General features: G+C 67.5%; 25 protein-coding genes. 6 read left to right on the top strand and 19 right to left on the bottom strand.

What is annotated here, in order from left to right; genetic code table 11:
• Positions 1-172 precede the first annotated feature (172 nt).
• Positions 173-1708: an HflX GTPase family protein gene (gene hflX, locus ACYVDN_RS02245; protein WP_460568021.1), complete on the bottom strand. Its 1536-nt coding sequence runs from the start codon at positions 1706-1708 to the stop codon at positions 173-175.
• A 61-nt stretch (positions 1709-1769) separates the two neighbouring features.
• On the opposite strand from hflX, the gene ACYVDN_RS02240 reads away from it, so the two are divergent.
• Positions 1770-2396, top strand: coding sequence for a class I SAM-dependent methyltransferase (locus ACYVDN_RS02240; RefSeq protein WP_460568019.1), 627 nt, complete (start codon positions 1770-1772; stop codon positions 2394-2396).
• Positions 2397-2497: 101 nt separating this feature from the next.
• Here the strand turns inward: ACYVDN_RS02240 and dapF are convergent, their stop codons facing one another.
• From dapF to dapA, 12 genes are all read right to left on the bottom strand, one after another.
• On the bottom strand, positions 2498-3376 hold the full coding sequence (dapF, locus tag ACYVDN_RS02235; RefSeq protein WP_460568017.1) for a diaminopimelate epimerase: 879 nt from the start codon (positions 3374-3376) through the stop codon (positions 2498-2500).
• Entirely contained in the window at positions 3373-4329 is a 957-nt protein-coding gene (gene miaA / locus ACYVDN_RS02230; RefSeq protein ID WP_460568015.1) for a tRNA (adenosine(37)-N6)-dimethylallyltransferase, read from the bottom strand. The genes dapF and miaA overlap by 4 nt, the downstream gene beginning before the upstream one ends.
• 6 nt (positions 4330-4335) lie before the next feature.
• Positions 4336-5958: a tRNA (N6-isopentenyl adenosine(37)-C2)-methylthiotransferase MiaB gene (miaB, locus tag ACYVDN_RS02225; RefSeq protein ID WP_460568013.1), complete on the bottom strand. Its 1623-nt coding sequence runs from the start codon at positions 5956-5958 to the stop codon at positions 4336-4338.
• Positions 5959-5998: 40 nt separating this feature from the next.
• A complete protein-coding gene (locus ACYVDN_RS02220; protein WP_460568011.1) occupies positions 5999-6649 on the bottom strand; it encodes a regulatory protein RecX in 651 nt (216 codons plus the stop codon).
• 115 nt (positions 6650-6764) lie between these two features.
• Complete coding sequence (gene recA / locus ACYVDN_RS02215) at positions 6765-7838, bottom strand: recombinase RecA (protein ID WP_460568009.1); 1074 nt, start codon at positions 7836-7838, stop codon at positions 6765-6767.
• A 239-nt stretch (positions 7839-8077) separates the two neighbouring features.
• Positions 8078-8302, bottom strand: a complete 225-nt coding sequence (locus ACYVDN_RS02210; protein ID WP_460568007.1) for a DUF3046 domain-containing protein — start codon at positions 8300-8302, stop codon at positions 8078-8080.
• 135 nt (positions 8303-8437) lie between these two features.
• Complete coding sequence (locus ACYVDN_RS02205; protein WP_170026791.1) at positions 8438-8749, bottom strand: helix-turn-helix domain-containing protein; 312 nt, start codon at positions 8747-8749, stop codon at positions 8438-8440.
• A 217-nt stretch (positions 8750-8966) separates the two neighbouring features.
• Entirely contained in the window at positions 8967-9467 is a 501-nt protein-coding gene (locus ACYVDN_RS02200; RefSeq protein ID WP_460568005.1) for a CinA family protein, read from the bottom strand.
• Positions 9464-10072 (bottom strand): CDP-alcohol phosphatidyltransferase family protein, encoded by a 609-nt coding sequence (gene pgsA, locus ACYVDN_RS02195; RefSeq protein ID WP_460568003.1) that lies wholly within the window; start codon positions 10070-10072, stop codon positions 9464-9466. Before pgsA ends, ACYVDN_RS02200 begins: the two co-directional genes overlap by 4 nt.
• Positions 10073-10121: 49 nt before the next feature.
• A complete protein-coding gene (locus ACYVDN_RS02190; protein WP_460568001.1) occupies positions 10122-12932 on the bottom strand; it encodes an FtsK/SpoIIIE family DNA translocase in 2811 nt (936 codons plus the stop codon).
• A gap of 82 nt (positions 12933-13014) precedes the next feature.
• Entirely contained in the window at positions 13015-14691 is a 1677-nt protein-coding gene (locus ACYVDN_RS02185) for a ribonuclease J (protein ID WP_460567999.1), read from the bottom strand.
• Between the two features lie 56 nt (positions 14692-14747).
• On the bottom strand, positions 14748-15725 hold the full coding sequence (gene dapA, locus ACYVDN_RS02180) for a dihydrodipicolinate synthase family protein (protein ID WP_460567997.1): 978 nt from the start codon (positions 15723-15725) through the stop codon (positions 14748-14750).
• A 156-nt stretch (positions 15726-15881) separates the two neighbouring features.
• Here dapA and ACYVDN_RS02175 point away from each other — a divergent pair, with 156 nt between their 5' ends.
• The 3 genes from ACYVDN_RS02175 to ACYVDN_RS02165 all read left to right on the top strand — a co-directional run bounded on the left by ACYVDN_RS02175 (position 15882) and on the right by ACYVDN_RS02165 (position 17394).
• A complete protein-coding gene (locus tag ACYVDN_RS02175) occupies positions 15882-16325 on the top strand; it encodes a thioredoxin family protein (protein WP_460567995.1) in 444 nt (147 codons plus the stop codon).
• The gene (locus tag ACYVDN_RS02170; protein WP_460567993.1) at positions 16312-16818 is read left to right on the top strand and encodes a DUF4395 domain-containing protein; all 507 of its coding nucleotides are present in this window, start codon (positions 16312-16314) and stop codon (positions 16816-16818) included. Before ACYVDN_RS02175 ends, ACYVDN_RS02170 begins: the two co-directional genes overlap by 14 nt.
• Positions 16819-16968: 150 nt before the next feature.
• On the top strand, positions 16969-17394 hold the full coding sequence (locus ACYVDN_RS02165) for an OsmC family protein (RefSeq protein ID WP_460572202.1): 426 nt from the start codon (positions 16969-16971) through the stop codon (positions 17392-17394).
• Here the strand turns inward: ACYVDN_RS02165 and ACYVDN_RS02160 are convergent.
• Both ACYVDN_RS02160 and dapB read right to left on the bottom strand, forming a co-directional pair.
• Positions 17369-17830 (bottom strand): hypothetical protein, encoded by a 462-nt coding sequence (locus ACYVDN_RS02160; protein WP_460567991.1) that lies wholly within the window; start codon positions 17828-17830, stop codon positions 17369-17371. The genes ACYVDN_RS02165 and ACYVDN_RS02160 overlap by 26 nt on opposite strands.
• Before the next feature lie 55 nt (positions 17831-17885).
• The gene (dapB, locus tag ACYVDN_RS02155; protein ID WP_460567989.1) at positions 17886-18629 is read right to left on the bottom strand and encodes a 4-hydroxy-tetrahydrodipicolinate reductase; all 744 of its coding nucleotides are present in this window, start codon (positions 18627-18629) and stop codon (positions 17886-17888) included.
• A gap of 98 nt (positions 18630-18727) precedes the next feature.
• Between dapB and ACYVDN_RS02150 the strand changes: the two genes are divergently transcribed.
• Complete coding sequence (locus ACYVDN_RS02150; RefSeq protein WP_460567987.1) at positions 18728-19216, top strand: GNAT family N-acetyltransferase; 489 nt, start codon at positions 18728-18730, stop codon at positions 19214-19216.
• A gap of 34 nt (positions 19217-19250) precedes the next feature.
• Here ACYVDN_RS02150 and ACYVDN_RS02145 read toward each other — a convergent pair whose 3' ends face one another.
• Positions 19251-19853: a histidine phosphatase family protein gene (locus ACYVDN_RS02145; RefSeq protein ID WP_460567985.1), complete on the bottom strand. Its 603-nt coding sequence runs from the start codon at positions 19851-19853 to the stop codon at positions 19251-19253.
• A gap of 30 nt (positions 19854-19883) precedes the next feature.
• Positions 19884-21248 (bottom strand): M16 family metallopeptidase, encoded by a 1365-nt coding sequence (locus tag ACYVDN_RS02140; protein ID WP_460567983.1) that lies wholly within the window; start codon positions 21246-21248, stop codon positions 19884-19886.
• A 258-nt stretch (positions 21249-21506) separates the two neighbouring features.
• On the opposite strand from ACYVDN_RS02140, the gene ACYVDN_RS02135 reads away from it, so the two are divergent.
• Positions 21507-22085 (top strand): TetR/AcrR family transcriptional regulator, encoded by a 579-nt coding sequence (locus ACYVDN_RS02135; protein WP_460567981.1) that lies wholly within the window; start codon positions 21507-21509, stop codon positions 22083-22085.
• Between the two features lie 31 nt (positions 22086-22116).
• On the opposite strand, the gene ACYVDN_RS02130 is transcribed toward ACYVDN_RS02135, so the two are convergent.
• Positions 22117-23163 (bottom strand): aldo-keto reductase family protein, encoded by a 1047-nt coding sequence (locus ACYVDN_RS02130; protein WP_460567979.1) that lies wholly within the window; start codon positions 23161-23163, stop codon positions 22117-22119.
• Between the two features lie 282 nt (positions 23164-23445).
• Positions 23446-25761 carry a polyribonucleotide nucleotidyltransferase gene (locus ACYVDN_RS02125; protein ID WP_460567977.1) on the bottom strand — a complete coding sequence of 772 codons (2316 nt, stop codon included), beginning with the start codon at positions 25759-25761 and terminating at the stop codon, positions 23446-23448.
• Between the last annotated feature and the right edge of the window lie 65 nt (positions 25762-25826).

Here is a 25826-nt window from a genome sequence, read left to right as displayed (position 1 = left end):
CTCGACGTTGTGTCGGCAACAGAGTAGCAAGGGCGCGCGAGAGCGGATGTCTCGTGTTACGCCGCGCTACTCATCCCCGCTGGTCGAGTAGCACGGCGGCGAAGCCGTCGCGCGTATCGAGACCTCATGTGCCGCCGGACGGGTCTCCATACGCGTCGACCTGCGGTCGGCGCTACTCGACCAGCGCGGCGACGGGGATGGCCAGGAACGGCTCGAAGACGGGCACGAACTCCTCCGCCACACGCGCCGTGATCCTCGTTCCCTCCGGCTCGTACGCGGTGTCGAGCACGCGACCACGCTCGTGCAGCGCCGAGACGAGATCGCCCCGGTCGTATGGGATGAGCACATCGATCTTCACAGACCGATCCGGCAGCAGACGAGCGATCTCGGCGAGCACCTCGTCGATACCCTCACCGGTGCGCGCCGACGCGAAGATCGCCGTCGGTTCCAGTCCTCGCAGCTCGAGCCTGCGGTCCTCGTCGACCAGGTCGGCCTTGTTGAAGACCACGATCTCCGGAATGTCGCGCGCCTCGACCTCGCCGATGACATCTCGAACGGTGGCGAGCTGTGCGGCAGGGTCGGGATGCGAGGCGTCGACGACGTGCACGATCACGTCGGAGTCCGCGACCTCCTCGAGGGTCGACCGGAACGCCTCGACGAGCTGGTGCGGAAGGTTGCGCACGAAGCCCACCGTGTCGGCGAGCGTGTACAGCCGGCCGTCGGCCGTGATGGATCGCCGAACCGTGGCATCCAGAGTCGCGAACAGCGCGTTCTCGACGAGCACGCCTGCCTTGGTGATGCGGTTGAGCAGGCTCGACTTGCCGGCGTTGGTATACCCGGCGATCGCCACGGACGGCACACTGTTGCGCCTGCGGTTGGCGCGCTTGGCCTCGCGGGCCGGCTTCATCTCCTTGATCTGCCTGCGCAGCTTGGCCATGCGCGAGTGGATACGGCGACGATCGAGCTCGATCTTCGTCTCGCCGGGGCCACGGCTTCCCATGCCCGCGCCAGCACCACCGACCTGACCACCGGCCTGTCGGCTCATCGATTCACCCCAGCCGCGGAGGCGGGGAAGAAGGTATTCGAGCTGGGCCAGCTCGACCTGGGCCTTGCCCTCTCGACTCTTGGCGTGCTGGCTGAAGATGTCGAGGATGACCGCCGTGCGGTCGATCACCTTCACCTTGACGATGTCTTCGAGGGCACGCCGCTGGCTCGGCGCGAGCTCGGTGTCGGCGATCACGGTGTCTGCGCCGAGCGCCGCGACGACGTCGTGCAGCTCCTGAGCCTTGCCGCTTCCCAGATAGGTGCTGGGATCGGGGTGAGGCCTGCGCTGCAACAGACCGTCGAGCACGACCGCACCGGCCGTCTCGGCAAGCGCCGCGAGCTCGCGCAACGAGTTCTCGGCATCCGCGAGTGTTCCCGCCGAGTACACGCCGATCAGCACGACGTTCTCGAGACGCAGCTGCCGATACTCGACTTCTGTGACGTCTTCGAGCTCGGTCGACAGTCCGGAGACGCGGCGCAGCGCCGCACGCTCCTCACGGTCGAATTGCTCGCCATCCGCATCGTGGCCGTCAGCGCCGACGCCCTGAAGCGCCTGCGCCGAGCCACCGAAGATGGTGCTGCGTGCCGGCGTCTGATCGGCGCGCGCGAGTACACGCGCGACGACGTCGTCGCGCGTCTGTTCTTCGGTATCCAGTTCACTCATCGTTCGTTCCACCATAGTTCTCCCTGCCGACAGCGGCATCGCCGCACGGTACGTTCCTTGTATGGCCAGCGGCGAGCACTACTTCACGTCCCAACCCGGCAGCGACGCCAAGCTGCATGCTCTTTCGGTGCGACTGGCGGGCCGAGACGTCGAGCTCACCACCGCCGCTGGAATCTTCAGCCCGGATCGCATCGACACCGGCACCCAGGTGCTCCTGTCCGACGCCCCGGACGCCCCGCCGAGCGGCGATCTGATGGACCTCGGTTGCGGCTGGGGCCCGATAGCGCTCACACTCGCTCTCGAGTCTCCTCAAGCGACCGTGTGGGCCGTCGACGTGAACGAGCGAGCCCTGGATGTCGTTCGCCGCAACGTCTCCGCTCTGGGTCTGACCAATGTCAACGCTGTGCTGCCCGACGATGTTCCCGATGGACTCGCCTTTCGCGCCATCTGGTCGAATCCGCCGATCCGGGTCGGCAAGGCCGAATTGCACGCCTTGCTGTCGCGATGGCTCCCCCGTCTCGACATCGACGCGGATGCCTGGCTCGTCGTGCAGCGCAACCTCGGCGCCGATTCCCTGCAGCGGTGGCTCGAGTCGACCTTGAACGCCGAGTTCAGTGTGCGACGCGCGTCATCCAGCAAGGGATATCGAGTGCTGCACGTTCAGCGCTCGGCCTCGCTGGTCGAGTAGTGCGCTGCAAAGCGGCACGCGTATCGAGACCTCAGCAACCAGGCGGGTCTCGATACGCGTGCCTCCGGCGCGCTACTCGACCAGCGGAGGTAACTCGACCGTCAACCGATGGTGACCTCACCGTCGAAGACGAGCTCCGCGGGGCCGGAGAGCGCGACGTGCTCGCCGTCTTCAGCCGGGAACATCCGCACCCCGAGTGTGCCACCGGGGGTGCGCACCTTCCACTCGTCCGGAGCGCCCTCGCCCGCCCAGAAACGGGTGGCGAGGGCCGCGGCGGCCGTGCCGGTGCCGCACGCCAGCGTCTCCCCGCTGCCACGCTCGTGCACGCGCATGCGGATGCGGCCGACGCCGTCGCTCACCAGCGGCTCGAACGGCACGACGAATTCGACATTGGCGCCGCCGATCGGTGATGGGTCCATGATCGGGCTGGGTCCGAGGTCGACGCGTTCGAGCTCATCGTCGTCGGCGAGGGCGACCACCACGTGCGGGTTGCCCACCTCGATGCCGAGACCGGGTCGAGCAACACCGAGCTCCTTCGCACGCACGAGCGGGTCGTCTCCCGTGAGGTGCCAGCCGCCGAGGTCGACCTGGAATCCCGTGCCGCTCAGCTGCACGTCGCGGACGCCTGCCCGCGTGCCGATGGGCAGCGTCTGGCCCGGGCGAAGGTCGGTGTAGCCACCCTCGATGAGGTAGCGGGTGAAGACGCGGATGCCGTTGCCGCACATCTCAGCGGGCGTTCCGTCGGCGTTGTGATAGTCCATGAACCACTCGGCGGTCGGGTCCTCCGACAGCGAGAACGCGCCCTCGGGGATCGCGGTCGAGCGCACGGCGCGGATCACGCCGTCGGCGCCCACTCCGAAGTGCCGGTCGCAGATCAGAGCGATCTGCGCGGCGGTGAGGTCGATGGTGCCGTCCGGGTCGGCGAACAGCACGAAGTCGTTTCCGGCGCCGTGGCCCTTGCTGAACGAGAGAGTGGTCACCGCGACAGCCTATCCAGTGCGATGCCGGCAAGCCGATCGAGCGCTGTGCTCGCGTCGCCGTCATCCGCGTCGAGCCACTCGAGGTCCGGGTATCGCTTGAACCATGAGACCTGCCGACGGGCGTATCGCCGGGTGAGCCTCTGCGTTTCGGCGATCGCATCCTGCTCGCTCGACTCTCCCTTCAGCTGCGCTATCGCCTGTGCGTATCCGATGGCCCTCGAGGCCGTCACTCCCCGTTCGAGGCCCGCGGGAAGGAGGCCACGCACCTCGTCGACGAGCCCGGCGCGCCACATGACGTCGACCCGGGCATCCAGCCGCTCGACGAGCTTCTCGCGCGCGACGTGAAGGCCGAGCACCACCGAGGGCGACCAGAGCACCGGTCGCTCGGGGAGCGCGGCGCCGTACCCTTTTTCGGCGAGCTGCGCGATCTCGAGAGCACGGATGACGCGCCTGGCGTTGGCGGCATCGACGCGTTCCGCTGTCGCAGGGTCGAGCTCCCGCAGGCGCTCGAGCAGCGGCGCGATGCCCGACTCCCGTTCCTCGACTTCGAGTTCGGCTCGCAGCGCTGCGTCGCGCCCTGGGAACGCGAAGTCGTACAACACGCTCGAGACGTAGAGCCCTGAGCCGCCCGCCAGGATCGGCACCCCGCCCCGCGAACGGATGTCGGCGATCGCCTCGCGCGCATGCGGCTGGTACCACGCGACCGTCGCCTCGTCTGTCACGTCGAGCACGTCGATCAGGTGATGCGGAATGCCCCTGCGCTCGGCGACCGGAAGCTTCGCTGTGCCGATGTCCATGCCGCGATACAGCTGCATGGCGTCGGCTCCGACGATCTCGGCACGTGCGCCCTGCTCATCGAGTCGAGTCGCGACCTCGAGCGCGAGGTCGCTCTTGCCCGTGCCCGTCGCGCCGACGATCGCGAGCAGCGGTGCGACCGTGCCCTCAGTCAGCACCCACCCTCACCGCTCGTCGTCGGTGAGGTCGTAGATCGGGGTGGTGGGCCCGGCCGGCGTGCCGACCTCGAGCCGCGAACGCAAGGTAGGCAGTCCTAGAGAGACGGGGCCCGTGGCACCACCGGCAGAACCGTGCGACGGGATGGCGCAGGATTCCTCCTCCGCACGGTCCCAGGCGTCGCCTGCACGCGTGCGCCGCACCCGCAGCGGAACACCGGGCTCTGCATCGGCGAGCAGGTGGAATGGCGCGGCGTGGGTGATCCGCACGGTCACCACGTCACCGGGGCGCGGTGTCTCCGAGCCCGCCGCGACCTCGAAGTGCACCAGCCTGCTGTCTTCGGCGCGACCGCTCATGCGGTGCGTCTCGGCGTCCTTCTTGCCTTCCCCGGTCGAGACGAGCACGTGCACTTCGCGGCCGACGAGCTTCTCGTTCTCCTCGAGACCGATGCGCTCCTGCAAAGCGGTGAGGCGCTCGTAGCGCTCCTGCACGACCTCCTTCGGAACCTGGTCGGCCATGGTCGCCGCCGGGGTGCCGGGGCGCTGGGAATACTGGAAAGTGAATGCGGAGGCGAAGCGTGCTTTCTCGACGACGCGCAGGGTCTCTTGGAAGTCCTCTTCCGTCTCGCCGGGGAACCCGACGATGATGTCCGTGCTGATCGCGGCATCCGGGATGCGCGCCCGCACCCGGTCGAGGATGCCCAGGAACTTCTCCGAGCGGTAGCTGCGACGCATCGCCCGCAGGATGCGGTCCGAGCCGGACTGGAGCGGCATGTGCAGCTGGGGCATCACCGCTGGCGTCTCCGCCATCGCGTCGATCACATCGTCGGTGAACGCGGCGGGGTGCGGGCTGGTGAACCGGATGCGCTCCAGTCCGTCGATCTCGCCTGCGGCACGCAGAAGCTTGCCGAATGCGAGACGATCGCCGAAGTCGACCCCGTAGGAGTTCACGTTCTGCCCCAGCAGGGTGATCTCGACGGCGCCGTCATCCACCAGCGACTGCATCTCCGCCAGAACGTCACCCGGTCGGCGGTCGTTCTCTTTGCCACGCAGCGACGGCACGATGCAGAACGTGCAGGTGTTGTTGCACCCGACAGAGATCGACACCCACCCGCTGTACGTCGAGTCGCGCTTGGTCGGCAGCGTCGACGGGAAGGTCTCGAGCGCGTCGAGGATCTCGATCTGCGCCTCGTGGTTGTGGCGCGCCCGCTCGAGGAGGCTCGGCAACGACCCCATGTTGTGGGTGCCGAAGACCACGTCGACCCACGGCGCCTTCTCGAGGATGACGTTCTTATCCTTCTGTGCAAGGCATCCGCCGACGGCGATCTGCATGCCGGCATGGCGACGCTTCACCGACGCGAGGTGGCCGAGATTGCCATACAGCTTGTTGTCCGCGTTCTCACGCACAGCGCAGGTGTTGATCACGACCACGTCTGCCTCGGGACCGGACGCCGGAACGTACCCGGCCGCCTCGAGCGAGCCGCTCAGCCGCTCCGAGTCGTGCACGTTCATCTGGCAGCCGTAGGTACGCACCTCATACGTGCGAACGTGACCGTCGGCGTCGATGGCCGCGTCGGACAGGGCAATCGACGTGGGCGCCGAACCAGGTCGGACTCGATCGGCAATGCTCATAATGCCGACTAGTCTACGTTCGCGGTCACGGCGCTCGGTGTCAGCGGAAACGCACCCGCCCACCGCTGTTGGATGGCCCGCGCGGATGCGACTCGAGGGCGGTACGCACTGCGGCCCGCACGGTCTCGCCGTCGTATCCCTTGCGGGCGAGGAATCCGCTGAGCCGGCGGGATGCCACCTCATAGTCGTACCCGGTGAGCTGCCGTGCTCGTGCCACGGCCAGCTCGGTCGCGCGCTCCTTCTCGTCGTCACCGTCGAGCTCGGCCATCGCGTCGGCGATCACATCGTCGTCGAGATGTCGTCTGCGGAGCTCCTGCTCGATCGCCGCACGCCCTGCACCTTTTCTGGCATGCATCGCGTACACGACGGACACGGCCAAGGCCGCGTCATCCACCAGACCGAGGCTCTCGAGTCGATCGAGCTCGGCCGCCGCCGTCTCGTCGTCGACCTCGCGCTTGGCGAGCACCTGCTCGAGCTCCCAGCGCGACATGCCTCGCCGCGCCAGCTGGTGGATCGCCACGTTGCTCGCACGCGTCGCCTTGCGGTCGCGGCCGCTCTGTTCGGCCTCGCCGGTCCGTTCAGCTCCACCGAGACTTTCTTCGGTTCGACCGGCCTGTCTCGGCACCGCGTTGACGCGGGCGAGCGCCTGCTGGGCGGCCACGGACGGCTGTGCGCCCGGAAGGTAGGTCACCGGGGCTAGCTCACCGGAATGACCCCCGGAGGTCGCGGCATCCGTCGACCGACGGCGCCGCGACCGCTCCGAATCCGCTGGCGGAAACTGGACGACCATGATGGCTCCCTGCGCGCTAGGCGCCCTTGCGCTGCGCGATCTTGGGCTCGATCGACTCGACGTTCGAGGCGGGCTCCGCCGGAGCGTTCGGGTCGGCGATCACGCCGAGCTTGATCAGGATCTTGCGCTCGATCTCCAACGCAATGTCGGGGTTCGCGATCAGGAAGTTACGCGAGTTCTCCTTGCCCTGGCCGAGCTGGTCGCCCTCGTAGGTGTACCAGGCGCCGGACTTCTTCACGATGCCCTGATCAACGCCGTAGTCGAGCAGGCTGCCCTCACGGGAGATGCCGATGCCGTAGAGGATGTCGAACTCGGCCTGCTTGAACGGCGGCGCCATCTTATTCTTGACGACCTTGACCCTCGTGCGGTTGCCGACCGCGTCGGTGCCGTCCTTCAGAGTCTCGATGCGACGGATGTCGAGGCGGACCGACGCGTAGAACTTCAGTGCCTTACCGCCGGACGTGGTCTCCGGGCTGCCGAAGAACACCCCGACCTTCTCACGAAGCTGGTTGATGAAGATCATCGTGGTGTTGGTCGAGTTGAGCGCGCCGGTCAGCTTGCGGAGTGCCTGTGACATCAGGCGCGCCTGCAGGCCGACGTGCGAGTCGCCCATCTCACCCTCGATCTCGGCGCGAGGTACCAGCGCCGCGACCGAGTCGATCACGATGAGGTCGATCGATCCAGAGCGCACGAGCATGTCGGCGATCTCGAGCGCCTGCTCCCCCGTGTCGGGCTGCGACACGAGGAGCGAGTCGATGTCGACGCCGAGCTTCTTGGCGTACTCGGGGTCGAGCGCGTGCTCGGCGTCGATGAACGCCGCGATGCCGCCGCCCTTCTGCGCGTTGGCGATGGCGTGCAGCGTCAGAGTCGTCTTTCCCGAGGACTCAGGGCCGTAGATCTCGACGATGCGGCCGCGCGGAAGCCCGCCGATGCCGAGAGCGACGTCGAGCGCGATCGAGCCGGTCGGAACGACCTCGACGGGCGCACGCTCGTCGCTGCCCAGGCGCATGACCGAGCCCTTTCCGAACTGCCGGTCGATCTGGGCCAGCGCAGTCTCGAGTGCTTTTTCGCGATCCGCTGGTGTGGGCATGGCTGGCTTCCTTTCGCCGGGACGGTCGTTGATTACTCGCTGCTTCGTACCGTAGGTCGCACCGGTGACATTCGAGGTCACGAGGCGCGATGCCGTGGATAACTCGCTTCGATCAGGTCTGTGACCTCAGAGTACCAAGTACCGAACATCCGTTCGCATCTCCACGGGTGTGTCGCACGAGCTGATTCGAGAATCGTTCCCCCGGCGAACCTGCCCGGTCACCGCTCAGCGGGTCGGCTTCAGCGCTTCGGGTCGGGGAGACCGACCCCGTGCCGCCTGGCGATGGGGACGTCCATCGCCTCGCACAGCGCCCACCACACGTCGCGCTCCTTCACGCCGTCGGCGAGGGCCTGGTCGCCTGTTCGATTGCCGAGCCTGTCGAGCACGAGATCGCGCAACAAGGCCCTGCCGTACTGCTCCCCGAACTCGGCTGCGACGGCCTGTCTGAATTCGCTCGTACGCATCCCCGTCAGCTTAGGTCGTGTCGCCCGTTCGCATGGGCTCGCAGGTGACGGTGAGACGCGCATGCCGGCGGTGTCTGTTAACGCCGAAACGCCCCGCCGAAGCGGGGCGTTCCACAGCCTGAAGCGGCGAACGTGTCACCGAGCGACGAGGTCCGCGTCCAGCGCAGCGACGAACTCGTCGGGCACCGTGTCGGGGATGACCTGGTCGATGCCCTCGAGCACTGCCAACCGGTCTCCGACCTCGCGCATGATCACCGAGATGGGCGTGTCGAGAGCGTCGGCGACCGAAGCGAGAATCTCACTCGACGCCTCCTTCTGTCCCCGTTCCACCTCGCTGAGGTAGCCAAGAGCGACACTCGCGCGGCTTGCGACCTGTCGGAGTGTGCGCCCCTTCTGCAGGCGGAAGTCCCGTAGCACGTCGCCGATTTCCTGACGTACAAGAATCATTGGAGCCTCCTTTTCTCTTCCTGCCACAGCCTTCGGATGGTCGAGGATGCACTAACGCTACGCGCATCTCGTCCAAGAACTCTAACCATCGACGGCTTGGGTTTGGATGTGAGTACACAGCATGTAACGAAGTCGAGACCCGGGCTATTCCGCCCCGCCATCCGACTGTGGCCGCTCACGGATGCCCGCGCCCGACACGCGAGGATCGGAGAGCGTCTCAGTCCGAAGCGAACCGCGCCACGAGGCGTGCGACCGCCTCCGCCACGGTCTGCGCCCTGATCTGTGCTCTGTCGCCGCTCAGCGATAGCTCCACCGCTTCGGTCATCTCGTCGTACGACAGCCCGACGAAGACCGTCCCAGGGTCACGTCCGCCCTGCGCATCGGGACCAGCGACTCCGGTCGTCGCCACGCCGATGTCGGCGGGTCGCCCGCCCACCGCGAGGCGGTCGCGCACACCTCGCGCGAGCTGCCTGGCGACCTCGGGATGCACGGGACCGTGTTCGGCGAGAAGTGCGGCATCCACCCCGACCAGCACGTGCTTGAGCTCGGTGGCGTAGACGACCACGCCGCCCATGACCACAGCGGATGCCCCAGCCGGCCTCGTCAGCTCCGCCGTGAGCGCACCACCGGTGAGCGACTCGGCGACGGCGAGCGTGAGTCCCTGCGACGTCAGACGGGCGATGAGGCGAGCGGTGGCATCCGTTCCGTCGGTCGTCACTGCTGCGCCCGTTTGGACTGAGCGAGGCGGTACGCCTCCCAGAGGTAGCTGAGTCCCGACCACACGGTCAGCACCAGTGCGATGCCCATCAGCGCCCAGTTCAGCCAGAAGATCCAGTCGCCGAAGATCGTCCAGAGTGGCGCTAGAGCGAAGGAGATCGCTACGGCCTGCGCGACCGTTTTGAGCTTGCCTCCGCTGCCCGCGGGCACGACGTTTCCGCGGGAGAGCTCCACCATGCGCCACACGGTGATGCCCACCTCGCGCACCACGATCACGATGGTTACCCACCACCACAGCTCGCCCAGGATCGAGAGGCAGACAAGGGCCCCCGACGTGAGCAGCTTGTCGGCGATCGGATCGAGGATCTTGCCGAGGTCGGTGACCAGGCCTCGCCTGCGGGCGATCGCGCCGTCGACGCCGTCCGTCGCGATCGCGATGATGAAGATGGCCGTGGCGATCCAGCGCATCACGCCGTCGTCTCCGCCGTCGGCCAGGAGGAGCCAGAAGAACACGGGCGCGAGGATGATGCGCACGACCGTGATGATGTTCGGCAGGTTGAAGTTGCCTGGCGCGGTCGATGCGGATGCCTGGCCGGAGTCGGTCATGCGATCAGCCTACGGTCCGCGACTGCTCGCGGTGGCGCGCCGCCGAAGGTCAGTCGCGGCCGGTGAGGCCCCAGGCGTCTTCGTCGGAGTCGCCGTCGACCTCCTCGAGGTCGTCGAAGCGCGAGCCGACCGGGTCGCCGTCATAGCGTTCGTCGCCCTGCGATTGCGAGGGAGACTGGGGTCCGGGAGGCTGCGGCTGGCTCGGAGCGGACGCCTGGCCGCCGGTGTCGCCGCCCCGCAGCCGGGCGAGCACCTGCGGGAGTTGCTCCGGTGTCGCGAGCACGTCGCGCGCCTTCGAGCCCTCCGACGGTCCGACGATGTCGCGGGACTCGAGCAGGTCCATCAGGCGGCCGGCCTTGGCGAAGCCGACTCGCAGCTTGCGCTGCAGCATCGACGTCGAGCCGAACTGGCTGGAGATCACGAGCTCTGCTGCGGCCAGGAGCAGGTCGAGGTCGTCACCGATGTCGGAGTCGATCTGCTTCTTCTCCGGCCCGGCGGCGACATCCTGCCGGTACTCGGGGCGAGCCTGGGCCGTCACGTGCTCGACCACGCGCTGGATCTCGCTCTCGGCCACCCACGCACCTTGCACACGGATCGGCTTCGAGGCACCCATCGGCAGGAACAGGCCGTCGCCCTGTCCGATCAGCTTGTCGGCGCCCGGCTGGTCGAGGATGACGCGCGAGTCCGTGACGCTCGTGACGGCGAACGCCAGCCTGGACGGCACGTTCGCCTTGATGAGCCCGGTCACGACATCCACCGACGGTCGCTGCGTCGCGAGCACGAGATGGATGCCCGACGCACGCGCCAGCTGCGTGATGCGCACGATCGAGTCCTCGACGTCGCGTGGCGCCACCATCATGAGGTCGGCGAGCTCGTCGACCACGACGAGCAAGTACGGGTACGGCTTGAGCTTGCGCTCGCTTCCCTCCGGCAGCACGATCTCGTCGTTGCGCACCGCCTTGTTGAAGTCGTCGATGTGGCGGAAGCCGAAGCTGGCCAGATCGTCGTAGCGCATGTCCATCTCTTTGACGACCCACTGCAGGGCCTCAGCGGCCTTCTTCGGACTCGTGATGATGGGCGTGATGAGGTGCGGAACACCTGCGTACGCCGCGAGCTCAACGCGCTTCGGGTCGACGAGCACCATGCGCACGTCGCTCGGCTTCGCACGCATGAGAAGGCTCGTGATCATGGAGTTCACGAAGCTCGACTTACCCGAGCCGGTGGAACCGGCGACCAGCAGGTGAGGCATCTTCGCCAGGTTGGCGACGACGAACCCGCCGCCGACATCCTTGCCGACACCGATGGTCATCGGGTGGTGGCTGCTCGTCGCCGTCGACGAGCGCAGCACGTCTCCGAGGGAGACGATCTCGCGGTCGGCGTTCGGGATCTCGACACCGATCGCACTCTTGCCCGGGATGGGCGAGAGGATGCGCACCTCGTTCGAAGCGACGGCATAGGAGAGGTTCTTGCTGAGCGCCGTGACGCGCTCGACCTTCACCCCGGGGCCGAGCTCGATCTCGTACTGCGTCACCGTCGGGCCGCGCGAGAATCCGGTCACCCGAGCGTCGACCTGGAACTGGTCGAGCACAGAGGTGATCGCAGCGACCACTTCGTCGTTCGCCGCCGAGCGCGTCTTCGCCGGGGTTCCCGCCGCGAGCGTCGACGCAGCGGGAAGCACGTAGGGCGCGTCGGGAACACCGTCGAGCGGCGTCGCAGCCTCGATGGCGGCCTCGTCGAAGTCGTCGTCGGAGAGGGCACCGAATCCGGGCAGAACGGTGGTCACCGTGTCGGGGCGCAGTCCGGTCGAGCCCTTGCCCGCTCCCTCACCTGTGAAGCGGTTCACGGCGTTCTCGGCATCGCGCAGGTCGGCGAGCACCTCGGTCTTGTAGTCCTGCGGCTCCGGCTCGAGCGCGGTGTCGAAGCTCCCCGTCGAGGAGGTGTCGATGCCCAACACCTCGGTGAACGACGGGCCGCTCTCCTCGAACTCCGGATCGACCTCGCGACCGCTCTTGTTGCGGCGCCACCACGGGAGGTTCTGCGGGGCAACCTCCTCGTCGGAGTCATCCGCTTCCGGCTCCGCGGCCTTGCCGCGACGCGACTTCGGCTGCTGCTCGGCGGCGTCCTTCTCTGCTTCGTCGTGCTCCTCGCCGTCGGGACGCTGGGCGCCGAACAGGTAGGAGTAGAGCTCGCCGAGTCGTCGTCCGATGCGGTTCGGCGGAGTCTTCGTGATGATCAGCACGCTGAGCAGCAGGACGAGGATGACGATGGCGGCCGCGCCGTACGGCGTGGCGAGGGCGACGAGCGGCGCACCGGCCATCCAGCCGATCACACCGCCTGCCTTGGCCAGCTGCTCCATGCCGTCCGCCGGCTGCGGTCGCGACGAGAAGATCTCGCACAGCGCGGAGACCGTGACGAGGAGCAGGGCGAGACCGATGCCGATGCGCGTGTTGTCGTGCACGGACGATGGATGGCGGAACAGCCAGATCGCCAGAAGCAGCATCACAACCGGAAGCGCGAACGCCACCCGACCGAACAGGCCGCCGAAGGTCCAGACGTCGAGCTGCTGAGCGACGGGGTTGTCGATCAGGAACCATTCGACGATGGCGCCTGCGACGGCGAGCAGCACGATGAAGAACGGGAGACCGTCGCGCCGCTCATCCTTCTCGAGCTTCTCCGGGCCGAACGCCCTTGCCGCGCCGCCGACCAGGTGGGCGAGGCCAAGCCACGCACGGGAGAAGACGCCGCGCTCCGGCGCGGCGGCCGGCAGCACCTTCGTCTTCTGCGTCGCTGTGCGTTTCGACGGCGCGCGCGACGCCGACGTGCTGCGCGCGCGCGGCGTCGACTTGGTGCTCGTGGCCATGCTCTCAACGGTAATGGCGACGACCGTCAACGCCGCGGAGCGCCTGCGGGTGTCTCCCAGATGTGGTGGGGGCGGTCGTGGGCTACGCCTCGATGACCAGCGGGACGATCATCGGGCGGCGACGATAGCTCGTGTTCACCCAGCGGCCGACGGTGCGACGCACGATCTGGCTCAAGGCATGGGCGTCTCGCACCCCGTTGTGAGACGCCTCAGCGAGCGCGGAGGCGATCTTCGGCTTCACGTCGTCGAACACAGCGTCGTCTTCCGCGAATCCCTTGGCGTGGATCTCCGGGCCGGAGATGATGCGGCCCGTTGCAGCCTCCACCACGACGATGATCGAGATGAACCCTTCTTCGCCGAGGATCCTGCGGTCCTTGAGGTCGGCGTCCGTGATCTCGCCGACGCTCGAGCCGTCCACGTAGACGAAGCCGAGGTCGAGCTGTCCGACGACCTTCGCCACGCCTTCGCGCAGGTCGATCACCGTGCCGTCCTCTGCCAGGATGGTGCGCTCCTCCGGCACTCCGGTGTCCTGCGCGAGCTTCGCGTTGGCCACCAGGTGGCGGTATTCGCCGTGCACAGGCATGACGTTGCGGGGCTTCAGGATGTTGTAGCAGTAGAGCAGCTCGCCTGCCGCGGCGTGGCCCGAGACGTGCACCTTCGCGTTGCCCTTGTGCACCACCGTCGCGCCGAGCTTCGTGAGCCCGTCGATCACCCGGTACACCGCGTTCTCGTTGCCGGGAATGAGGCTCGAGGCCAGGATGACCGTGTCTCCCTGACCGATCTCGATCTGGTGATCGAGGTTGGCCATACGCGCGAGCACCGCCATCGGCTCGCCCTGCGAACCGGTCGACATGTACACGATCTGGTCGTCGGGAAGGTCGGCGGCCTTCTTGTAGTCGATGAGCACCCCGTCCGGCACCTTGAGGTAGCCGAGCTCGGCCGCGATGGTCATGTTGCGCACCATCGACCGTCCGAGAAGTGCGACGCGACGGCCGTTCGCTGCCGCCGCGTGAAGCACCTGTTGCACGCGGTGCACGTGGCTGGAGAAGCTCGCGACGATCACGCGACGCGGAGCCCTCGCGATCACGCTGTCGAGCACCGGGCCGATCGAGCGCTCCAACGGAGTGAAGCCCGGCACGTCGGCGTTCGTGGAGTCGACCATGAACAGGTCGACGCCGGCCTCGCCGAGCCTCGCGAACGCTCGCAGGTCGGTGATGCGGTCGTCGAGCGGCAGTTGGTCCATCTTGAAGTCACCGGTGTGGAGCACCACCCCAGCGGTGGTGCCGATGGCGACGGCGAGGGCGTCCGGGATCGAGTGGTTCACCGCGACGAACTCGAGCGCGAAGGGGCCGAGCTGCTCGTGCCTGCCCTCCTTCACCGTCAGCGTGTACGGCTGGATGCGGTGCTCCTTGAGCTTCGCCTCGACCAGCGCCAGAGTCAGGCTCGACCCGATCAGCGGGATGTCGGCGCGCAGTTTGAGAAGGTAGGGCACGGCGCCGATGTGGTCCTCGTGCCCGTGCGTGAGCACGACGCCGACGACGTCGTCGAGACGATCGCGCACCGGCGCGAAGTCGGGCAGGATCAAGTCGACGCCCGGCTGGTCCTGCTCGGGGAAGAGCACACCGCAGTCGACGATGAGGATCTTGCCGTCGATCTCGAAGACCGTCATGTTGCGGCCGACCTCACCGAGGCCGCCGGTGGGGATGATGCGCAGGGTGCCAGCTTCGAGTGCGGGCGGATCGTATACCGACGCGGGCATATGCCGTGCCTCCAGTGTTTCTGTGCTGTTGCTTCGTGGCCGTTCTGGTGACGCAGTCAGCGCGTCGTGCCTGCGACCTTGGGGAGCGCTCCCCCGGCGGCGGCGTTGCGGTCGGGTCGGAAGTTCGTGAGGTCGAGACCCTCGATGTCACGCACGAGGTCGAGGTCACCCTCGATCTGCGCCGCCTCGAAGTCCTCGGGACCGACGAGCGGGAGCCGCACGCGCGGGCTCCCGATGCGGCCGAGCCCGTGCAGGATGTACTTGGTCGCGACGGTGCCGGGAACGTGTGTCATCACGGCACGCGCCAAAGGCTCGAGCTTCTTGTGCACGGCGGTGGCCGTAGCGAGGTCTCCGCTGTTGACCGCGTCGATGATCTGACGGTACGGCTTCGGGGCGATGTTCGCCGTCACGCCGATGAGCCCGCTCGCGCCGATCGCCAGCTCCGGCAGCACGTATTCGTCGGCGCCGGAGAAGTAGAGCAGATCGGTGTTGTTCAGCACCCGCGAGACCTCGGCAAGATCGCACTTGGCGTCCTTGACGGCAAGGATGTTCGGGTGCTTCGCCGCGCGAAGGATGGTGTCGTACTTGATCGGCACCCCGGTGCGGCCAGGGATGTCGTACAGGATGACCGGCAGATCCGTCGCGTCGGCGATCAGCCGGAAATGGGTGAGGATGCCCGCCTGCGTCGGCTTGTTGTAGTACGGCGTGACGATCATCACGCCGTCAGCGCCGGCCTTCTCGCTCGCGCGGTAGAGCTGGATGGCGTGAGCCGTCTCGTTGGAGCCGCCGCCCTGGATCACCTTGGCGCGACCGCCCGCGACCTCCAACGCGACCTCGACCAGCCGGAGCTTCTCCGGGTCGGTGAGGGTCGAGGTCTCTCCCGTGGTGCCGGAGACCACGATTCCGTCCGCGCCGCCCGTGATGACGTCGTCGATGTGCTTCTCGACACCGGGCCAATCCACTTCGCCGTCTGCGGTGAACGGGGTCACCAACGCGACGAGTACCTGGCCGAAGGGGTTGTCTGAGTTGGGCATTTCATCAGGCTATCGTGGCTCCACCCGTCGGTGCCTGAATCCCGTTCCGGAACCCGAGGCGAAGCATCCGCTTCACCGCGCGCGCTCGGCCTCGGCACGTCACGCTACGTCATACATCGTCGCGGGCGTCTCGCGCGGCTTACCGTGTCACCAGCCATGAACCCGCTGATCGCCGCCGCCGTCGTCGCCTCGCTCGTGCTCGTCACGACGATCGTCGGCATCGTCTGGCGCGCTCGCACCGGCCGGGTACGGAACGCTTCCGGGCCGGTGGTCAGCGCGGCGAGTCTGCACACGGATGTCCCGCTCGGCAGAAACGCGACGATCGTACAGTTCTCCACCGAATTCTGCGGCCCGTGCCGCATCGCCGAGCGGGTGCTGACCGGGGTCGCAGCTGAGCGCGACGGCGTCGCCTACCTCGAGGTCGACCTCACCGCGCATCCCGAAGCCGCCACGCAGTTCGGGGTGATGCAGACGCCCACGATCCTGTTGCTGAACGCCGCCGGTGGCATCCGGTCGCGCATCGGCGGCGTCCCGAGAGCAGACGACGTCAGCGCCATGCTGGACGACATCGCGCGTGAGGAGACCCATGTCGGAATCTGAACCGGCCACGACCAACCGTTCGACTGCGAAGATCGATCCGCGCGGACCGCGCTTCGGGGCGGCCATCACCGCGGTGCTGCTGCTCGTGGTCGTCTTCCTCGGGCTGATCGGCGCGACCACGGCGGCCACTGTGCTGCTCAGCGCGCTCTCGCTGCTGTTCCTCTGGGGTGCGACCGCGGGCATCACCAGGCATCCGTGGGGTCTGATCTACACAAGGCTGGTGCGCCCGAGGCTCGGTCCGCCCGAGGAACTCGAGGATGCCGCGCCTCCCACGTTCGCTCAGGCGGTCGGCTTCGTGATCACGGCGGTCGCCGTCGTGCTGCAGCTGGTCGGCGTGCCGTACGCGGCGGTGGTCGGCGCGGCGCTCGCATTCGCCGCAGCCTTCCTCAACGCCGTGTTCGGCTACTGCCTCGGATGCCAGATCTACCTCCTTCTCCTGCGCGTCGGAGTCATCCGGCGCGGGCAACCCCGCAGCTCGCAGTCTTCGGCGTAGCTGGACGTTTCCACCCTTTCGGAGTTCGCCCTTTCAGCGTGCCCGGCGCCCTCCTAGGCTGGAAAGGTCGTGGCCTCGAGGCGACGGCATCCGGATGGCATCCGTTCGGACGACACGATCCCAGGCAGGCACGACACGAAGGAGCACGACATGGCGATCACGAGTGAAGCGACGACCCAGTGGCGGGGAGACCTGACGAGCGGATCGGGAGAGCTCAACCTCGACTCGTCGGGTGCGGCGCACTTCAACGTCAACTGGCGAGCGCGCTCCGAGGGCGAAACCGGGGTGACCAACCCCGAAGAGCTGCTGGGCGCAGCGCACTCGGCGTGCTTCGCGATGGCATTCTCGAACATCCTGAAGGGATTCGGCACGCCGCCGGAGACCATTCAGGTCACCGCGGCCGTCACCTTCGACCCCGCGCAGGGCATCACCGGCAGCCACCTGCTCGTCAACGCGACCGTGCCGGGACTCGAGGAAGCGGACTTCCAGCGGCTGGCCGATGAGGCGAAGCGCACCTGCCCGGTCTCCAGGGCGCTGGTGGGCATCCCGATCACGATCGAGGCGGAACTCGCTTAGCCACGCCGTGCAGGCGGATCGCCTCGCGCATCGCATGCCGGGCGCGACGGCGGTCGCCTGAGGCGTCGTAGGCAAGGCCGAGCCGGAACCACGCGCGCCAGCTCTGCGGCTCGGCTTCCACCTCGGCTTTGTACTGCGGGAACTCCGCGTCGGCGGCGTCCCGCAACGGACGACCGCTCGCTCGGTGAGGCAGGTCGTCGACGGGGAGTCCGCCTTCCGCCTCGAGGATGCGGACCAGTCGCTCGGTCTGCACGCCGAACCACAGCTCTCGCAGTAGCGCCCATGCTGCGATGGCGGAGAGTACGAAGAGCGCAACGGCCATCACGACTCCGACCGCGTTCCCGCTGGCGATCAGAAGCACGCCGTAGCGCACCACGAGCACCAGGTACACCACGAGGAGCACGGCCATCACGATGGCCGCGACGCGTCCCCGCATCAGCGTGGGGCCTTGGCGAAGACAGGCGAATCAGGCCCAGTGGGCCGCACAGACATCACAGTCCCAGCAGACGGTCGAGCCCGACCGTGAGCCCACGTGCGTCCGGGGCCGATCGAAGGGCGTGAAGGATGCCGGCAGCATACGATCGCGAATCGGTGGTGTCATGCATGATGGTCAGGGTCTCCCCCGGTCCCCCGAGCGTCACAGACTGCCGGGCGACGACGCCTGCGAGCCGCAGGCTGTGCACCGGGATGCCTGCAACTTGCTGGCCCCGAGCGCGCTGGTCCGTGTGGGGAGCCGAGACGGGTCCGAGTTCGTCGCGCGCCTCGGCGATCAGTTCGGCCGTGCGCACCGCCGTGCCGGACGGCGAGTCGACCTTGGTCGCTGAGTGCGCCTCGACGATCTCGATCGAGTCGAAGTACTTCGATGCGGCAACCGCGAACGCCGTGCCAAGGGCAGAGCCGAGCGAGAAGTTCGGCACCACGATCACGCCGCGGTCCGGCTCGTCGCGCAACCGTGCGGCGAGGGGCGCGAGGCGCGCCGCCGACCAGCCGGAGGTTCCCACGACGACGTTGCGACCGGCATCCAGCGCGTACTCGACGATGGAGGGGCTCACCGCGGGAAGCGTGACATCGAGCACGACCTCGGTCGGCGCATCCTCCGTTCCGAGCATGTCGGCGAGATCGCTCTTCGAGCCGAGCGCAGCGACGAGCTCGAGATCGTCGGCCCGTTCGATGAGGTCGACGGCGACGCTCCCCAGCTTGCCGGTCGCACCGACGACGGCCACACGAATGGTCATCCCATCACGATATCAACGCGGCGTGAGGCGTGTTCGTCGCCTGAGTCGCGCCGCCGGCGCACGTTCCGCGTTGCTCGATCGCCCTACACTTGCGGGTGATGCTCACGTTCTCCAGCTCGCGAACCGACGATCCGATCGCGGCGGGCCTGCTCACCAGGTATTTCACCGAGCGCGAGCAGACCTTCCCCTCAGCGCAGGGCAGCTACCACGTGAAGCTGCCGGATGCGACGCAGTTCGTCGACGGTCGCGGAGACTTCGTGATCGCCTCGCTCGACGGCGACGCGATCGGATGCGGAGGGGTCCGCAGGATAGAGGACGACGTCGACGCTGCCGGCGGCGCCATCGTGCGCTTCGAAGTGAAGCATCTCTGGGTCGACCCCGTTGCACGGGGGCACGGCGCGGGCCGGGGCCTTCTTGTCGAGCTCGAAAGACGGGCCGTCGCGATGGGTGCACGACGACTCGTGCTCGACACCAACGAGAGCCTCGCGGCGGCCGGAGGCCTGTACCGCACCTCCGGCTACCGCGCTGTCGAGCCGTACAACGACAATCCGAACGCGACCCACTGGTACGCGAAGGACGTCGACTAGCACTCGTCCCGCCCGATACGGGGCGGGGGACCGCCTACACGGGCTGAACTTCGGGCATTCCGGTGCGGAGCTCCACCGGCAGGTGTCCGAGGTCGTTGTGCACGACCAACACAGGGGGCTTCGCCGAGCGCACCCGGATGATCGTGAGGCCGCAGTTCGCCTGGTTCAGGCCCATCCATCGCCAGTCGGGTGCATCGAAGACGTGGCGAACGAACCAGCCGATCACGAAGTTGTGCGTGATGAGCAGGTCGTGGCGGTCGCCACGGGCAGGGGTGAGGAACTCGCTGACGGCATCCGCCATCTGAGCGCTTCCCGCCTCGATCTCGGCATCGGTGATGCCGCCGTAGAACGAGTCGAAGGCTTTGGGCATATCGGGCGTCGGACCCGAGGGGATGCAGTCGAAGAGAAGGCTGGAGGGCTGCGGGTTCAGCGCAGGCAGTCGCTCAGCCATGATCTTCGCCGTCTCCTCCGCACGCCGCAGCGGCGAGTGATAGGCAGACGTGAACGGCACGCCGCCGAGTCGCTCAGCGATCAGCGTGGCCTGGCGCTTGCCGCGCGGTGAGAGGGGGCCGTCGGGCATGCCGTGCTCGGCATCCTGCTGCTCCCCGTGGCGAACGAGGTAGAGGTAGTGGGGCAAGAGGTGCGATTTCCTTCGGATCGTGTGTGGTCACAGCAGGCCGGAGAACACGTCGTCGTCGACGGCTCCGACTGCGGCGATGGTCATGGGGCGTGAGGCGAGGTCGTTCGCCAGCTCGCGGACGTCGTCCGCGGTCACGAGCGCGAGACGGCGCAACGTCTCGTCGAGGTCGGCGAACTCGCCGGTGCCCAGCTCGGAGCGGCCGAGGCGGGTCATCCGGGTGTCCGAGTCCTCGAGGGCAAGCGCGGATCCTCCCGAGAGCTGGCCGACGGCGCGCGCGAGCTCGTCGTGCGTGATGCCGTCCGATGCCAGCCGGCGAAGCTCGTCGATCATGATGCCGGCGACGGAACGTGCCTTCTGCGGGGAGCAGGCGCCGTACATGCCGAACACGCCCGTGTCGGAGTAGCCGGCGGCGAACGAGTACACCGAATAGGCGAGGCCGCGCTTCTCGCGCACCTCCTGGAAAAGTCGACTCGACATCCCACCGCCGAGCACGGCGTTCAGCACGCCCATGGTGGTGCGCGCCTCGTCGGTGCCGCGCAGCCCGCGGGTGCCTATCAGCAGGTGCGCCTGCTCGATCGGCCGACGCACGGTGACGAGCGGGGTGGTGTCGTGCAGGTCGGCCTCGACGGAGCTGCGTCGGGCGACCGGTGCACCGCTTTCGGTCATCGGCCATCCGCCCGCTGCGAGGGAGCGCTCGACATCCGCGACCAGCCTCGCGTGATCGACGGCTCCCGCCGCCGCGACGACCAGGTCTTGCGGACGGTAGTTGGCCCGGTAGTGCTGCCAGACGGCGTCGCGCTCCGCTGCGTTGATGGTCGTAGGGCTGCCGCCGATCGGGCGGGCGATCGGATGCCCACCGAGCACGGCAGCGAAGAACCGCTCGTTCGCCGCATCGGCAGGGTCATCCTCGGCCATCGCGAGCTCCTCGAGGATGACGCCGCGTTCATTCTCGAAGTCGGTCGAGTCGAGCAGCGACGAGGTCACCATGTCGGACAGCACCTCGGTGGCCATGGTCAGGTCACGGTCCTGCACCTTGGCGTAGTAGCAGGTCTGCTCCTTGGCCGTCAGGGCGTTGTGCTCTCCCCCGACGGCATCGAACGAGATGGCGATGTCGAACGCAGTGCGCTTCGGCGTGCCTTTGAACAGCAGGTGCTCGAGGAAGTGGGTCGAGCCGAAGCTCGCGGCGTGCCCCGTGATTCCCGGAGCCGAACCCGTCTCGTCGCGTGATCCGACGCCGAACCAGAACCCGATGGTCGCGCTCCGCACACCGGGAACACGTTCCGTCAGCACCCGCACGCCACTCGGCAGCACGGACCGCGAGACCAGCGCGTCGCCGGAAGCCGCGAACGTCAAATCGGCACGGTCGAGTGGGAGGTCAACGGCGCCGTTCATCCCGAATAGCCTATCCGCGATTGAGCCGTGGGGAGGAACACTCGCGTTTCTCCCCGCGGCGATCGAGTGGACGAGCGACGCAGTCGCGATATCGTGCCTCCGGAAAGAGGGACGGCGAATGCGTCGCGGAATGACACGCCACAATCACCGTCCGCATTCTTGAGGACAAACTGTACTGTCTACCCCTCTATACTGACAAGCGATCTCCGACGGAACTCGTCGTGGAGCACTCAACCCCACCGAGTCGAGGAGTACTGCATGACGGACCAGAGCGCGCCAGCCACTCGCCCGCCTGCGCCGGCGAAGGTGAAGATCCTCGAGACCGCGAATCGGCTCTTCTACGACGAGGGCGTCCACAGCGTCGGCGTCGACCGAATCATCGCGCAGTCGCACGTCACGAAGGCGACGTTCTACAAGCACTACCGCTCGAAGGACCTGTTGATCGCCGCGTTCGTCACCGGGCGCGACACGGTCGCCCGCGAGGCCATCGCTGCCGACAGGGAGCGTCTGAACGACCCGGTCGCCGTGCTGCGAGCGATCGTCGACGGGTTCGCGTCGGAGTCGCAGCGTGATGGTTATCGCGGATGCCCGTTCATCGACGCGAAGACCTCTCAGCTCGATGAGAGCGGCCCGGTCGGTCCCGCCGTCACGGCATGGCGCACGTGGTTGAGATCGACCCTCGTCGAGCTGTTCCGCGAGGCGGGATCCCCGGCACCCGACGACGCGGCTGACGATCTGCTGCTCGCCAGGGACGGCGCATTCGGCGGTGCTCCGGTGACGGAGCCCGCCGTGGCGGGCGCGGCCCTGCACCGCACCCTCGAGCGTCTTCTGCCCTGACTCGAAAGCCGATGAGCCGAGTCGTTCGGCGTTACTCGGAGACGCGATCGAGCTCGAGCATGTCGCTGCGGCCGAGGCTCACGCTGCAGGCGGCCATCAGGTCATCCACCTGCACCGCGGAGGCGACGTTGACGACCGGTGCGACCACACCGCGCTTTGCGAGGAGCCATGCGATGGCGATCGTCGCCATTCCGCACTCGTGCTCGGCGGCGATGCGATCGAGCACCTGAAGCACCCGATGCCCGCGCCTGCCCATGTACGAAGCGACTCCAGCGCCCCGCGCGTTCGCATCGAGGTCTGACCTCGAGCGGTAGGCGCCTGCGAGATAGCCGTGCGCGAGCGGGCGAACGGGAAGCACACCGAGTGCCTGCGCCGCGGACACGATACGAAGGTCGCCTTCGAAGGTGCCACGGTTCATCAGGCTGTACGGAACCTCGATCGCCGCGACCTTCGGAAGTCCGGAGGACGAGAGCACACGAGCCTCCATGAGGCTCTCGGCAGAGAACCCCGAGAATGCCACATAGCGCACCTTGCCGGTGTCGATCAGCCACTCCACCGTGGCGAGGGTGTCGGAGAGCGCGACCGATGCGTCAGGACCCTCGAGGGTCAGGATGTCGACGTGGTCGGTTGCCAGCCGCCGCAGGCCGGATTCGACGGCACGCACCACGTTCACCTGGCCGAGCCCCGGGCTCTCTTCGCCGTGACCGACCCGCAGATCGATGACGGCACTGCCACGGATGCTGCGTCGGTGCATCCACCCGCCGACGATGGCGTTTCCGAGACCGCGGACGTGTGCGTCCGAGGTGACGATGAGATTGCCGCCGAGGTGCACGTAGCGGTCGAGCACGGCTTGGGCTGCATCGACGTCGGCCGCCTGTGCAAGGGAGGCTGTGCCGAGAGCGAGCGGATAGACGGCGAGGTCGGTCTCACCGAGCCGCCGAGGCGCCACGATCGACAGCGGTGCCGTCGCAGTGCCGTCGTAATCCGCTGTCACGACCGGTGCGTCGAACACCGGTCCGATTCCCGTCACGCCACCGTTCACGTGTTCCTGTGCCCGCACAGGATACGGCTGCGCCATGTCCCCTCCAGCTCCTCAGCCCCCCGAGCCGATGTGCCACGGGATGCCGCGTCACACCTGTTGCCTGCGAGCGTAATCGACACCCCCGACACGACCCGGTCGAAACGATTGAACCGTTACCAAATCTTTGAATACCCCTCGAATCTCACCCCACGAACGGGGTGCAGTTGCGCCGCATACGGGGGGTTCAGGGCTGCGTGACGCACGCGGACACGCCAAGAGACGACGACGCCCGCCGCGACCGAAGTCGTGGCGGGCGTCGTCTCTATCGACTGGATCGGGTCAGGCGTCGACCGCTTCGGTCGCACCCTCTGCCGGCTCGGCGGGTCCCTCGGAAGCCGCGTCGCGGCCTTCCGTGTCGGCCGCCTCGGCGATCACCGGCTGCAGCGACAGCTTGCCGCGGTCGTCGACCTTGGTGATCTCGACCAGGATCTTCTGGCCGACGGAGAGCACGTCTTCGACGTTCTCCACCCGCTTGCCGCCTGCGAGCTTGCGCACCTCGGAGATGTGCAGCAGACCGTCGCGACCCGGGAGCAGCGAGACGAACGCACCGAACGTCGCGATCTTCACGACGGTTCCGAGGAACTGGTCGCCCACCTCCGGGTTGGTCGGGTTGGCGATCGCGTTGACCTGCGCGCGCGCGGCCTCTGCGCTCGGGCCGTCGACGGCGCCGATGTACACGGTGCCGTCCTCTTCGATGGAGATGTCGGCGCCGGTCTCGTCCTGGATCGCGTTGATCGTCTTGCCCTTCGGGCCGATCAGCTCGCCGATCTTGTCGACGGGGATCTGCACGCTGATCACGCGAGGAGCCGTCGGCGCCATCTCGTCAGGGCTGTCGATCGCGGCGTTCAGCACCGAGAGGATCGTGGTGCGAGCATCCTTCGCCTGCTGCAGCGCGCCGGCCAGCACCGACGACGGAATGCCGTCGAGCTTGGTGTCGAGCTGAATGGCAGTCACGAACTCGCTCGTGCCCGCGACCTTGAAGTCCATGTCGCCGAGTGCGTCTTCGGCGCCGAGGATGTCGGTCAGAGCTGCGTAACGCGTCTCACCGTCCACGTTGTCGGAGATCAGGCCCATCGCGATGCCGGCGACGGGTGCGCGCAGCGGCACACCCGCGTTCAGCAGCGACAGAGTCGACGCGCACACGGAGCCCATCGAGGTCGAGCCGTTCGAGCCGAGCGCCTCGGAGACCTGACGGATCGCGTACGGGAACTCCTCACGGCTCGGCAGCACCGGCACGAGCGCACGCTCGGCCAGGAAGCCGTGGCCGATCTCGCGACGCTTCGGGCTGCCGACACGACCGGTCTCACCGGTCGAGTAGGGCGGGAAGTTGTAGTGGTGCATGTACCGCTTGCGCGTCACAGGCGACAGCGAGTCGATCTGCTGCTCCATCTTGAGCATGTTCAGCGTGGTGACGCCCAGGATCTGGGTCTCGCCGCGCTGGAAGATGGCCGAGCCGTGCACGCGCGGGATGACCTGCACCTCTGCGTCGAGCGGGCGGATGTCGGCAAGACCACGACCGTCGATGCGGATGCCTTCGCGCAGCACGCGACCGCGCATGACGACCTTCGACACCGACTTGTAAGCGGCGGAGAACTGCTCGAGGGTCTCGGCCGGCAGGTGTCCCGCCTCGACCTTCTCAGCGATAGCGATCTTGACGCGATCCTTGAGCGCGTCATCCGCGTTCTGGCGCTCGATCTTGTCGGCGATCTGGTACACGTTGACCAGCTCGTCGTACGCGAGGCCCGCGACGTTGTCGTAGGTCTGCTGCGAATACGGCAGGAAGACCGGGTAGTCGGCGATCGCCTTGGCGGCCTGCTCGGCGATCACGTTCTGTGCGCCGACCAGCTGACGGATAAACGGCTTCGCCGCCTCGAGACCCTGGGCCACGATGTCTTCGCTCGGCTTGGTGGCGCCGGCCTGGATGAGATTCCAGCTGCCCTCGGTTGCCTCTGCCTCGACCATCATGATCGCGACGTCACCCTCGGAGCCGTCATCGTTCGTCAGCACGCGGCCGGCGACCATGAGGTCGAACACGGCGTGCTCGAGCTGCGACGCCTTCGGGAAGGCGACCCACTGGTCGGGGTGCTCGCCGAGGCCGGGGATGAACGCGAGACGCACACCGGCGATCGGGCCGGAGAACGGCAGACCCGAGATCTGGGTCGACGCCGATGCCGCGTTGATGGCGAGAGCGTCGTAGAACTCGTCGGGTGCGATGCTCAGCACCGTCACCACGATCTGAACCTCGTTGCGCAGGCCCTCGACGAACGACGGGCGCAGCGGACGGTCGATGAGACGGCAGACCAGGATGGCCTCCGTCGACGGACGACCTTCGCGACGGAAGAACGAGCCGGGGATCTTGCCGGCCGCGTACGACCGCTCCTCGACGTCGACGGTCAGCGGGAAGAAGTCGAAGTTGTCTTTCGGGTGCTTGCTCGCGCTCGTCGCCGAGAGCAGCATGGTCTCTTCGTCGAGGTAGGCGGCGACGGCACCCTGTGCCTGCTGCGCCAGACGGCCGGTCTCGAACCGGACAGTGCGAGTGCCGAAGCGGCCGTTGTCGAGTACGGCCTCGGCGAATTTGATTTCAGGACCTTCCATTGAGGTCTCTTCTCCTTTTGCTCGTGCGCCGTCCCGTGTGGACGTGGCGCGCTCGCCTTCACGCG

Source organism: Humibacter soli, assembly GCF_054779035.1.
This window is presented reverse-complemented; position numbering and strand designations above follow the sequence as displayed.